We start from the raw sequence: 10,647 nt of genomic DNA on the forward strand, positions 1-10,647 counted from the left end.
GAAAGAGGACTCAGATGATCTCGAGCTCGGCACGCAAGGCGCCGGCCGCTTTCATGGACTGCAGGATGGAAAGCAGATCCTGTGGTCCGGCACCGAGCGCATTGATCGCCTTGACGACATCAGCGAGATTCACACCCGCCTTCAGCGACATCAAGGATCCGCCCCCCTGCTTGATCTCGATCTCGCTCTGCGTAGTGGTGACCGTCTGCCCCGTCGCCAGCGCATTCGGCTGACTGACTTGCTGTTCGGTATTGATAACCACCGAAAGGTTGCCGTGCGCGACCGCGCAGGATTCGATGGTCACCATCTGGTTCATCACCACCGAGCCGGTGCGCGGGTTGATGATCACCTTGGCGATTCCTTTGCTCGGCCGTACTTCGAGACTCTCCAGGTGCCCCAGGAAAGCCACCCGACTGTTCGCGTCTTCAGGGGCGATCACCTGCACCCGCCGACCATCGAGCGCCTGCGCGGTGCCGGGACCGATGGCGCGGTTGATCACCTCGACCACGCGCTGCGTCGTCCCGAAGTCGGTCGTCCGCATCTCGTAGTGAACGAAGGGGCCCTGCCCCAGGGCTGTCGGCACTTCGCGCTCGACGGTTGCGCCGCCGACGATACGGCCGGCAAGCAGGTGATTGATCGTCACCCGACTGCCCGCGGAGCCCGCGCCAACCCCAGGGACCAGTACATTGCCCTGGGCTTGCGCGTAGATCTGACCATCGGCGCCTTTCAGCGGCGTCATCACCAGCGTCCCACCACGCAGGCTCTTGGCGTTGCCCATCGACGATACGGTAATGTCGATGACCTGCCCGATCCTGGCAAACGACGGTAGATTCGCGGTCACCATTACTGCAGCAACGTTCTTCAGTTGCAGGGATTGCGTCGTCGGCAGGGTGGTGCCCAGCTGCGCCAGCATGTTGATGATGCTCTGGGTGGTAAACGGCGTTTGCGTGGTCTGGTCACCGCTTCCGTCCAGGCCGACGACCAGCCCGTAGCCGACCAACTGGTTGCTACGCACGCCCTGTACCGAGGCCAGATCCTTGATCCGTTCGGCCGCTACCGGAAAACTCAGCAAGGCCAGGGCGAGCAAACCGGCGAGCGCGGCAAAAACGGCCGGACGGCGCTGCATTTTGCCGGTGTGCCTGGCGAAAGTCGGGGCCACTGTGTTCTCCTTAGAATGGCAAGACGGTAAGGAAGAATCGTGCCAGCCAGCCCATCACCTGCGCTTCGCTGATCGCACCGCTCTCCTTGTATTCGATGCGTGCATCGGCAATCTGTGACGAGGGGATGGTATTGGCGGCGTTGACGAAATACGGATTGACGATACCCGAAAGCCGGATGTATTCCTGCCCCTGACCAATCGCCACCTGCTTCTCGCCGGAAACCAGCAGATTGCCGTTCGGCAAGACCTCGATGACGGTCACCGTAATGGTGCCGGTGAACACGTTGTTGGCCGCCGAATCGCCTTTGCCGGCGGCGACATTGCTGCTGCTGGCGTTCAGCTCCCCGGGCCGGAACCAGTTGGCCGGCGAACCGGCGAACGGGCCGGCGGTGGCACTGATGCTACCGGTCTTGCTGACGTTGGTATTCGATTTGGTCGCCGCGTTGTTGTTCTCGCTGATGGTCACCGTGATCGTGTCGCCGACATAACGCGCGCGGCGATCTTCGAACAGGGTTCTCGAGGCCCCCGCCTGATAAATGCTGCCGGTCGCTGCCAGATTGGCCGCCAGCGCATCACTGCGGTACTGCGGGCGCGCAGTCATCGGCTGGTGGATATTGGTGGGCGGCACGGTGGTGCACGCGGCCATCAGCAGTACCACGGGGAGCAGCAACAGCGCTGTCTTGTTCACCCGGCCAGTGCTCATCATCAGGCCCTTACAGCTGCGTCAGACGCGCCAGCATCTGATCGGAGACCGCCACCACTTTCGAATTCAGTTCGTACGCCCTTTGGGTCTGGATCATCAGTACCAACTCCTGCGCGGCATTGACGTTGGAGGCTTCGACGTAGTTCTGTACCACCACCCCCGAGCCATTGTTGCCCGGGGTATTCGGCGTCGGCGTGCCACTCGACGCAGTCTCCAGATAGAGATTGTCGCCAACGCTCTGCAGGCCACCATTGTTGATGAAGGTGGCTACCTGGACGATGCCGATCTGCACCGTGGCTGGAGTCCCCGGCTGGGTGATGCTGACCACGCCATCGGTACCGACGGTCACCGTCAAGGCATTCTCGGGAATGGTGATCGCCGGTTGCAGCGGATTGCCGCTGGTGGTCACGATCTGCCCCTGATTGTCCTTCTGAAACGAACCATCACGCGTGTAGGCGGTGGTCCCGTCGGGCAGCAGGACCTGAAAGAAGCCCGCCCCGTCGATGGCCATGTCGAGACTGTTACCGGTTTGCTGAAGAGCACCCTGGGTGAAAATTCGCCCCGTGGAAACGGGATTTACGCCCAGACCGATCTGCAGCCCGTCCGGAATCTGCGTCGTCTGCGAGGACTGGGCACCTGGCTGACGCAGGGTCTGATAAAGCAGATCGGCAAAAATCCCGCGTGCCTGCTTGAAACCATTGGTGCTGACGTTGGCCAGGTTGTTGGCAATGACGTCAATCTGCACCTGTTGGGCAGTAAGGCCGGTACTGGCGGTCCACAGTGAGCGGATCATGCTTGTCCTGTCCTATCAGCGGTTCATGGAGAGAATCTGGCTGGCCGCCTGCGCATTGCTGTCGGCCGTCTGCAACATCTTGATCTGCATCTCGAACTGGCGAGCGAGGCTGATCATTCTGACCATCGCTTCAACCGAGTTGACGTTGCTCCCCTCGAGCGCCTCGGGCACCAGCTTGACGTCCTCGTCGGCAGGAGCGCCGACGCCGTTGCGCGTCCGGAAGAGGCCGTCATCGCCGCGCACGAGATCGTTTTCCGGTGGATTGACCAGCTTGATCCGGCCCACCACGTTGACACTGTTGACGGCCCCGGCACCCAGGCGCGGAATGCTCGACACCGTTCCGTCAGTAGCGATGACAATATTGTTGTCGGGCGGCAGCGAGATCGGTCCACCTTCACCGACGACATTCAAGCCGGTGCTGGTCTGCAGCATGCCATTGGCGTCGGTCTTGAGATTGCCGGCACGGGTGTAGGCCTCACGCCCGTCCGCAGCCTGCACGGCAATCCAGCCATTGCCATCTACCGCCACGTCGAGCGGCCGACCGGTGACCGCGATCGGCCCCTCTTCGAAAACATCAGCCACCGCGGCGTCGGCGACGAATGCCCGGGTCGGCGCACCTTCGCCCAGCACCGGCACGGCGCGGAAGCGATGCTCCATCGCCCGATAGCCGGTGCTCGTGGCATTGGCGAGATTCTGGGCGACGCCAGCCTGCTGCAGAACGACCTGCTTGGCACCACTCATCGCCGTGTAGATCAGGCGGTCCATGGCTACTCCCCAGTCCTTCGCTCGAGCTCAACAGCCATCAGCGCAGATTGACCAGCGTCTGCATGATCTGATCCTGGGTCTTGATGGTCTGTGCATTGGCCTGGTAGTTGCGCTGAGCGGTGATCATGTCCACCAGTTGCTTGGTCAGATCGACGTTCGAATCTTCGACTGCCGCCGACTGAATCACCCCGCGACTGCCCGAGGCCGGCGCACCAATCAGCTCCGGCCCGGACAGCGAGGTCAGGCTCCACTGGTTGTTGCCCAGGCTCAAGAGCCCGTTCGGATCGGCAAACGAGGCCAGCACCACCTGCCCCATGTTGCGCGTCTGGCCATTGCTGTAACGCCCCTGGACGATGCCATCGGCGTTCACACCCACCCCGACCAGGCTGCCCGAAGTGAAACCTCCCTGCGTCAGGCGATCGACGTTCGAACCGCTGCCGTACTGGGTGGTACCGGTGAAATCCATTTTCCCCGGCGACCACGGCGATACGGCACCGGTGGTCAGACTCCAGGACGGCAGATCCCGCAACGCCGAGGCCGGGTCGAGCGCACCCGAAGTGTTGAAGATCAGATTCCCGCCCTCCACGACTTTCGGATCCGCGCCATCGAGGGTGGCATGCACGGTCCACTGGCCAGGTGCCGTCGGGCCATTGAGAACGTAGAACGTCGTCATGTTGTGCACCACGCCGAGGGTGTCGAAAACCGTCAATGCGGTGGAAAAATTGTAGGTTTCCGGATCGCTATAGTCGAATGGAGAGATGGCCGGAGCCGAGTCGCGCGAGTCGAGATTGAGCACCGCCCGCAGTTCTCCGGCGAGCGGGTCACTGCTCGCACGCGGGGCGATCTGGCCTGCCGAAATCTGCAGCTCGATCGGGTTGGAAGGGGTGATTGCACCGTTGGCGGCGACCGGGTAACCGGTCAGGCGAGCGCGCTGGTCGTTGATCACATAACCGTCATTGTCGATGTGAAACTGACCGTTTCGGGTGTAGCTGATGGCACCTTCGTCGCTCAGGCGAAAGAAGCCGCCACCATTGAGCGCCAGATCGAGCGGGTTGTTGGTGGTCGTCAGATTGCCCTGCGTAAACTGCTGCTGAACTGCCCCGATGCCGACGCCGATACCGATCTTGGCACCGGAGACGATGCCCAGCGACGCAGCGTAGATGTCCGAGAAATTCGCGCTGCCGCTCTTGAAACCAACCGTGCTGGAGTTGGAAATATTGTTGCCGATCACGTCCAGCGACGAAGACGCCGCGTTCAGACCGCTCAAACCCTGCTGAAAACTCATCCTTTTCTCCTACGCCTAGAGAATCTGTTGAACCTTGTCGAAAGCGACCCGGCCCAGCCCACCCAGGTCGAGCTGATAGCTGCCTTTTTCTCTAACCAAAGCATTTACCGTGCCAATCTGCAGAGCCTCAGCGGCCACCGTTTCACTACCGCGCACCGCGTTCACCGTGAAACGATAAGTGCCATCTGGCGCTGGGATGCCCTGCGCAGTCATCCCATCCCAGGTGAACGCAAAGCTACCGGCGTCACGGGCGCCGAGGCGCTCGCTCTGAATGACGTTGTCGCCAGCCCCGAAAATCGTCAGCGTCACGTTGTCGGCAGGCGCGGCAAGATTGACCCCGCCATTCGCCTGACCATTGACCAGAGCCAGCCCGGACCCGCCGACCAGGACGTTCTTGCCGATCAGCCCGGCGGCCTGCATGGCCTGTCCCTCGTTGAAGGTACTGAGCAAAGTCTCGAGCGTCGTATTCAGCCGCTCGATGCCGGTCACGGTATTGATCTGCGAAATCTGGGAGGTGACCGCCGCGTTGTCGAGCGGGTTGAGCGGATCCTGGTTCTTCAACTGCGTTACCAGTAGTTTGAGAAAGCGATTCTGGACCTCCTCGGTCGTCGACAGCAGCTGATTGTTGCCGGACTTGGTCTGAGCGTTGAGCGACGCCAGGATGTCACTGCTTGAAGTGCCCGATTGCACGCTTTCCATTGTTTCTTTCTCCAGGGTGTCGTCGTGACTACTGGCCAAGCGCCAGCGTCTTGAGCAGCAATTGTTTGGCGGTATTCATGACTTCGGCGTTGGTCTGGTAGGCGCGCGACGCCGAGATCATGTTGGTCATCTCGTCGACCACGCTCACATTGGGCATGGTCACGTAGCCGCTTTCGTCGGCCGCCGGATTACGCGGGTCATAGAGCAGGCGTCCAGGGCTGCTGTCCTCGACGACCTGCGTCACCCGGACGCCCTGCGCCGCCCCGCTGCCCATCGGCGTCGCCGCGAACACCACCTGCTTGGCGCGATACGGTTTGCCGTCGGAACTGATCACGCTATCCGCATTGGCCAAGTTGCTGGCCACCACGTTGAGGCGCAGCGCCTGCGCGGTCATGGCGCTACCGGCCACTTTGAAGGTGTTGAAAACACTCATCGCTTATTGCCCCTGGATCGCCGTGCGCAAGGTATTGATGCGCCCGGAAAGAAAAGTCAGGCCCGCTTCGTAGAAGAAGGAATTCTCGGCAAACTGCGCCCGCTCGACATCCATGTCCACCGTGTTGCCATCGGCACTGGCCTGCGTCGGCTGCCGATAGAGCAGCTGCAGGGGATCGGCTGCCGCCCTGCCCGGCGAATGCTGCGGGGAAGTGGTGGCCAAGCCCAGGGTCGCCAGACGCAGACCCGCCTGCTCACGACCACTGACCGCCTGCTGCAGGGTGCTTGCGAAATCAAAGTCGCGTGCCTGGTAATGCGGCGTATCGGCGTTGGCAATATTACCGGCCAGCACCTGCTGCCGCTCGGCGCGCAGGGTCAATGCCTGCAGCTGGAAGGAAAGCGAATCCTGGATTTTGCCGACCATCAGCGTGCCCTCCGTGTCCTGTTCTCGTGAACAGTCAACAAGCAATAGCCGTGCCACCTCCTTTGGTGGCGAGCCGGCAAGCATTTGCCAGCGCTCTGCCGCAGCCGCCGACCGGCATTTGCCGGCCCCACGGCAAATTTTGCCGCCTTCCACGCCAGGCATTCATCTCCGGGCCGCTTCGCGGGGCCGCCGGAATCAGGCAGAATGACGCGATGCCTATCTCGAAGCTCGTCACCCATCGCGCCACCCGCCTTGCCAGATCGCTGCTCGTTCTTCTTCTCGCCGCCGCGAGCAGCGGGGTCGGCGCGCAGGAGTCACTGAGTGCCGCTCTCGACAACTATCTGCGCCTTCAGACCCAGGGCTTGCCGGGCAAGGCAAGCTATAGCATCGGTCGTCTCGACCAGCACGCGCAGGAGGCGCCATGTAGCGCTTACGAGCCCTTCCTGCCGCAGGGTAGTCGGCTCTGGGGAAGAACCACCATCGGCGTACGTTGCCTGGCACCCGAGGCATGGACGATCTATGTGCCGGTGCAGATCAGAATCTCCGGAAGCTACCTGGTCACGGCGCGGCAGCTCAATCGTGGCCAGGTAATCAGCGCCGCCGACGTCTTTGCGCAACAGGGCGATCTCGGCAGTCTGCCGGCCAGCATCGTGACCGACCCGGCGCAGGCCATCGGCAAAACGGTCAAGAACGGCGTCGCGGCCGGCCAACCCCTGCGCAACGACCTGCTCACCGCGCCCTTGGCAGTGCAGCAGGGACAAAGCGTAAAGCTGCAGTCGAAAGGCGCGGGTTTCTCGGTCAGCAACGAGGGCAAGGCTCTCAACAACGCCAGCGACGGTGAGATCGTCCGGGTAAGCACCGCTTCCGGGCAGGTCGTCAGCGGAGTCGCACGTCCCGGCGGCATCGTTGAAGTGAGCTATTGAGCTAGCTGCAAGATGTTGCTGAAAATAATGTTAAAGTTTTGCCGTTCTGCGCCGATAGATGAATTGAGAACAACCGCTCAAGGGGCAACACCGTGAAGATCGACAGCACCAGCACGACGGCCAGCGCCACCGTCAGCAGTGACACCCGCACGCGCGGCAACATCAGCAAACCGACCAGCAACGCGGCTGCCGAAGTGCATCTCAGTGAATTGGCAACCCATCTGCATTCGTCGGGGGAGGCCCCGGCCTATGATGCCACCCGCGTTGCCGAGATCAAACAGGCTATCGCCGAGGGTCGCTTCACGATCAACGCCGAAGCCATTGCCGACCGCCTGATCGAGTCGGCCAGCGAACTGATCGGTTCGCAACGGCAGACCTGACGGCCGCCAAGCCAATGGCCGCGAAACCAGAGGGAAGCGAGGTCGGCGAGCGCAGCGCAAGTGCCGACTTCGCGCAGACCGTCGACAGCGAGATCGCCGCAGCGCAGAGCTTTGTCGCCCTGCTCGAGCGCGAACAGCAAATGCTGGTCAAAGGCGAAGTGGACGACCTTCTCGGTCTCGTCCGCCAAAAGAACAATGTCGCCGCCGAACTGGCAAGGCTCGCCGCCCAACGCAAACGCTTGCTGGCCGCCAGCGGCCTGCCCAATGATCGCGCGGGAATAGCCGCCTGGTTTGCTGCGCACCCCGTAGAAAAAAGCGTTCACAGCGCCTGGTCGGTCTTGTTGGCCGTCGCCGCCCAGGCGCGCGAACTGAATCGCGCCAATGGCGAACTGATCCAGGAACGCATGCAGAACAATACGCAGGCGCTCGAAGTGCTCCTGGGAAGCAACGCGGCCAGCAATCTGTATGGCCCGGACGGACAAAGCGCGCCCCCCAGCGGCCGCCGCATCAGCGATAGTGCCTAACGTGCTGGCAGCTGCCGCGGAGCTGCAGTACTTGCCGGTGGTACTGGTGCTTCCGCTGGCGTCGGATCGACGGCCACCGCGGCGCTCTCGCCCTGCCCCTGCAGATCGACCTCGGTGCCTTTTTCCGGGATCGCCGAGTCGATCAGAATCGAGACCCGACGATTGCGCGCTCGCCCGTCCGCCAGTGCATTCGGCTCGACCGGGCGCGTATCGGCATAGCCAATCGCGGTCAGCCGGGGCGCCGCGATCCCGGCTGCCGCGAAGAGGCGCAGAACGGTCGTAGCGCGCACCGCCGAGAGCTCCCAGTTGGAAGGGAACTGTGTATTGCTGATCGGCACGTCGTCGGTGTGCCCTTCGATGGTAATCGGGAAATCGGTCCCCACCAGCACCTCGGCCACCGCCTCCATGGCCCGTGCCAGCGGCGGCTGAATCAAGGCCTGCCCTGGCGAGAACAGAATGCTGTCGTTGATTTCTATGGTCACTCCGCGACTGGTTTCAAGGACTCGCACCTTCCCCTGCGCAACCAGAGGCGCCATCACCTCAAGAATGTCCTTGGCAATACTGCGCATACTCTCGCGCTGTTTCTGTTTGACGGCCTCCTGCGTCTTGCTGGTCAGGCTGGGCTTCGTCACCGGCGCCGGTGTCGGCACGATCAGCGCCAGCTGGCCGGCGCTGTTGACCGGAACATTGCGAAAAGCGCTGACCATCGAATCGCTCAGGATTCGGTACTTGCCCTCATTGACTGAGGAAAGGGCGTACATCACAACAAAGAAAGCGAACAGCAGGGTAATGAAATCCGCGTACGAAACCAGCCAGCGCTCGTGGTTTTCGTGCCCTTCCTCGGCGCGTTTTCGACGTGCCACAGTCTAGAAGATATAGCCGCGCAGGCGGCTTTCAATGATGCGTGGATTATCACCATTGGCGATACCGACCAGTCCGTCGACGATCATTTCGCGCTGTGTGATCATGCGATTGATGTGCGCCTTCAACTTGCCGGCCATCGGTAGATAGACCAGGTTGGCCAGGCCGACGCCGTAGATCGTGGCCACGAAAGCCACGGCGATGCCGGCGCCAAGCTTGGACGGATCGGACAGGTTCTCCATCACGTGAATCAGACCCATTACCGCGCCGAGGATGCCGATCGTCGGCGAGTAACCGCCAGCCGCCTCCCAGATTCTGGCCGAGAGTTTCATTTCCTGGTCGAAGGTGTTTATTTCGACCTCCAGAACCTCACGCAGGCGCTCCGGTTCGGCACCGTCGACAAGCAGCTGCAATCCCTTGCGGGTGAACTCGTCCGACAGCTCATTGACCAGCGCATCGAGTGCCAGCAAGCCCTCACGCCGCGACACCTGGCTCCAGTTGGCAATTTGCTGGATCAGTTGCTGCGGATCCGAAACTGGCGGGCGAAAAACCCACTTCGCCATGCGGATGCCGCGCACGAAGGTCGCATACGGACTCTGCAACATGACCGCCCCCAGGGTACCGCCAACGACGATCAGCAGCGCTGTCGGCTGCGACAAGGAGCCAACGTGGCCACCTTCGAGGATTTGCCCGCCGACGATCGCCAGCACGCCGATCAGCAAGCCGAGAACACTGGTCCTATCCATTCTTGTCGATTTTCTTTCGCTTCTTGTCCACGGCGCCAGCCAGGCGCGTACGCAATCGCATCACGGCCTGACTGTGCAGCTGACAAACGCGTGATTCGCTGACGCCCATCACTTCCCCGATTTCACGCAGATTGAGATCCTGCTCATAGTAGAGCGCCATCATCAGCTTTTCCCGCTCGGGCAGATCGGCAATCGCCTTGACCAGCGCCTGACGGGTACTCTCGTCCTCGAAGAGCTGCGCCGGATCGCTATTCTCCTCAACCTGATGACGCTCCAGAAAATCCTCACCCTCTTCGCTGATCAGGTCTTCTAGATAAACCAACTGGTGCCCGCGAGCGCTCTGCAGCATCTTCTGATAGTCGGCCAGCGTCATGTCGAGAGCGTCGGCGAGCTCTTTTTCGGTCGGCGCGCGCCCCGTTTGCTGTTGCAGCTGCGTGATGGTCGCCTCGATGAGGCGACAGCTGCGTCGCAAACTGCGTGGCAACCAATCGTTCTCGCGCAGGCTGTCGAGCATCGCGCCACGTACCCGCTGCACCGCGTAGGCTTCGAACTGTGCTCCCACACCGACCTCGAAACGGCCAATCGCGTCGAGCAGGCCGAGCATCCCGTTCTGCACCAGGTCGTCGAGCAGAACGCTGGCCGGCAGGCGCGCCATCAGATGGCAAGCGATGCGCTTGACCATTGGCGCGAAGCGCTCGACCAGCTGCTCCCTGTTGATCTGACCAACGGCGTTATACATGCAGCTACCGTGAAAGTCGCGTCCGCGACTCACGACTCGCCGTTCTCCGTCGTGCGCGAAAAGGAGCGGAGCGTGAGATGAGTGAGATGAGTGAGATGAGGAATTCGAGGAACAGGTTTCCTGCCCGTCGGGCGATTCCGGCGGGCAAGCCGGAGTGCACACTGCAAGTGAGGGAAGTGGTCATGACATTCATCATCAGGGGGAGCTAGAAGGC

General features: G+C 61.8%; 14 protein-coding genes. 3 read left to right on the forward strand and 11 right to left on the reverse strand.

The window, feature by feature from the left end:
- Window positions 1–10 precede the first annotated feature (10 nt).
- The 8 genes from QZ648_RS16320 to flgB are packed head-to-tail and all read right to left on the reverse strand — an operon-like array spanning window position 11 to window position 6,260.
- Window positions 11–1,126, reverse strand: coding sequence for a flagellar basal body P-ring protein FlgI (locus QZ648_RS16320; protein WP_169066996.1), 1,116 nt, complete (start codon window positions 1,124–1,126; stop codon window positions 11–13).
- Between the two features lie 43 nt (window positions 1,127–1,169).
- On the reverse strand, window positions 1,170–1,865 hold the full coding sequence (locus QZ648_RS16325) for a flagellar basal body L-ring protein FlgH (protein ID WP_291997682.1): 696 nt from the start codon (window positions 1,863–1,865) through the stop codon (window positions 1,170–1,172).
- Between the two features lie 7 nt (window positions 1,866–1,872).
- A complete protein-coding gene (gene flgG / locus QZ648_RS16330) occupies window positions 1,873–2,655 on the reverse strand; it encodes a flagellar basal-body rod protein FlgG (RefSeq protein WP_169066954.1) in 783 nt (260 codons plus the stop codon).
- 15 nt (window positions 2,656–2,670) lie between these two features.
- Window positions 2,671–3,420, reverse strand: a complete 750-nt coding sequence (locus tag QZ648_RS16335; RefSeq protein ID WP_169066955.1) for a flagellar basal body rod protein FlgF — start codon at window positions 3,418–3,420, stop codon at window positions 2,671–2,673.
- A gap of 37 nt (window positions 3,421–3,457) precedes the next feature.
- Window positions 3,458–4,705, reverse strand: coding sequence for a flagellar hook protein FlgE (gene flgE / locus QZ648_RS16340; protein ID WP_291997683.1), 1,248 nt, complete (start codon window positions 4,703–4,705; stop codon window positions 3,458–3,460).
- Window positions 4,706–4,720: 15 nt separating this feature from the next.
- Window positions 4,721–5,404 carry a flagellar hook assembly protein FlgD gene (locus QZ648_RS16345; RefSeq protein ID WP_291997684.1) on the reverse strand — a complete coding sequence of 228 codons (684 nt, stop codon included), beginning with the start codon at window positions 5,402–5,404 and terminating at the stop codon, window positions 4,721–4,723.
- Window positions 5,405–5,432: 28 nt separating this feature from the next.
- On the reverse strand, window positions 5,433–5,837 hold the full coding sequence (flgC, locus tag QZ648_RS16350; protein WP_169066958.1) for a flagellar basal body rod protein FlgC: 405 nt from the start codon (window positions 5,835–5,837) through the stop codon (window positions 5,433–5,435).
- A gap of 3 nt (window positions 5,838–5,840) precedes the next feature.
- Window positions 5,841–6,260 carry a flagellar basal body rod protein FlgB gene (gene flgB, locus QZ648_RS16355; protein WP_169066959.1) on the reverse strand — a complete coding sequence of 140 codons (420 nt, stop codon included), beginning with the start codon at window positions 6,258–6,260 and terminating at the stop codon, window positions 5,841–5,843.
- 212 nt (window positions 6,261–6,472) lie between these two features.
- Between flgB and flgA the strand changes: the two genes are divergently transcribed.
- The 3 genes from flgA to QZ648_RS16370 all read left to right on the forward strand — a co-directional run bounded on the left by flgA (window position 6,473) and on the right by QZ648_RS16370 (window position 8,087).
- The gene (flgA, locus tag QZ648_RS16360) at window positions 6,473–7,183 is read left to right on the forward strand and encodes a flagellar basal body P-ring formation chaperone FlgA (RefSeq protein WP_169066960.1); all 711 of its coding nucleotides are present in this window, start codon (window positions 6,473–6,475) and stop codon (window positions 7,181–7,183) included.
- Window positions 7,184–7,275: 92 nt separating this feature from the next.
- Entirely contained in the window at window positions 7,276–7,563 is a 288-nt protein-coding gene (gene flgM, locus QZ648_RS16365; protein WP_169066961.1) for a flagellar biosynthesis anti-sigma factor FlgM, read from the forward strand.
- Between the two features lie 14 nt (window positions 7,564–7,577).
- Window positions 7,578–8,087 carry a flagella synthesis protein FlgN gene (locus QZ648_RS16370; protein WP_169066962.1) on the forward strand — a complete coding sequence of 170 codons (510 nt, stop codon included), beginning with the start codon at window positions 7,578–7,580 and terminating at the stop codon, window positions 8,085–8,087.
- Here QZ648_RS16370 and motD read toward each other — a convergent pair.
- From motD to QZ648_RS16385, 3 genes are read right to left on the reverse strand one after another with little or no spacing between them, the layout of a single operon-like run.
- A complete protein-coding gene (motD, locus tag QZ648_RS16375) occupies window positions 8,084–8,950 on the reverse strand; it encodes a flagellar motor protein MotD (RefSeq protein WP_291997685.1) in 867 nt (288 codons plus the stop codon). The genes QZ648_RS16370 and motD overlap by 4 nt on opposite strands.
- A 3-nt stretch (window positions 8,951–8,953) precedes the next feature.
- Window positions 8,954–9,694, reverse strand: coding sequence for a flagellar motor protein (locus QZ648_RS16380; protein ID WP_169066964.1), 741 nt, complete (start codon window positions 9,692–9,694; stop codon window positions 8,954–8,956).
- Window positions 9,687–10,433, reverse strand: coding sequence for an RNA polymerase sigma factor FliA (locus QZ648_RS16385; RefSeq protein WP_169066998.1), 747 nt, complete (start codon window positions 10,431–10,433; stop codon window positions 9,687–9,689). Before QZ648_RS16385 ends, QZ648_RS16380 begins: the two co-directional genes overlap by 8 nt.
- Between the last annotated feature and the right edge of the window lie 214 nt (window positions 10,434–10,647).

The sequence above is a fragment of the Candidatus Accumulibacter sp. ACC012 genome, from assembly GCF_907163155.1.
Lineage (GTDB): Bacteria > Pseudomonadota > Gammaproteobacteria > Burkholderiales > Rhodocyclaceae > Accumulibacter > Accumulibacter delftensis.

Bases quoted from the DNA above. Each gene is read 5' to 3' on its own strand.
- QZ648_RS16320 (WP_169066996.1), bottom strand. From the start codon at position 1,126: ATGCAGCGCCGTCCGGCCGTTTTTGCCGCGCTCGCCGGTTTGCTCGCC.
- QZ648_RS16325 (WP_291997682.1), bottom strand. From the start codon at position 1,865: ATGATGAGCACTGGCCGGGTGAACAAGACAGCGCTGTTGCTGCTCCCC.
- flgG (WP_169066954.1), bottom strand. From the start codon at position 2,655: ATGATCCGCTCACTGTGGACCGCCAGTACCGGCCTTACTGCCCAACAG.
- QZ648_RS16335 (WP_169066955.1), bottom strand. From the start codon at position 3,420: ATGGACCGCCTGATCTACACGGCGATGAGTGGTGCCAAGCAGGTCGTT.
- flgE (WP_291997683.1), bottom strand. From the start codon at position 4,705: ATGAGTTTTCAGCAGGGTTTGAGCGGTCTGAACGCGGCGTCTTCGTCG.
- QZ648_RS16345 (WP_291997684.1), bottom strand. From the start codon at position 5,404: ATGGAAAGCGTGCAATCGGGCACTTCAAGCAGTGACATCCTGGCGTCG.
- flgC (WP_169066958.1), bottom strand. From the start codon at position 5,837: ATGAGTGTTTTCAACACCTTCAAAGTGGCCGGTAGCGCCATGACCGCG.
- flgB (WP_169066959.1), bottom strand. From the start codon at position 6,260: ATGGTCGGCAAAATCCAGGATTCGCTTTCCTTCCAGCTGCAGGCATTG.
- flgA (WP_169066960.1), top strand. From the start codon at position 6,473: ATGCCTATCTCGAAGCTCGTCACCCATCGCGCCACCCGCCTTGCCAGA.
- QZ648_RS16370 (WP_169066962.1), top strand. From the start codon at position 7,578: ATGGCCGCGAAACCAGAGGGAAGCGAGGTCGGCGAGCGCAGCGCAAGT.
- QZ648_RS16380 (WP_169066964.1), bottom strand. From the start codon at position 9,694: ATGGATAGGACCAGTGTTCTCGGCTTGCTGATCGGCGTGCTGGCGATC.
- QZ648_RS16385 (WP_169066998.1), bottom strand. From the start codon at position 10,433: ATGTATAACGCCGTTGGTCAGATCAACAGGGAGCAGCTGGTCGAGCGC.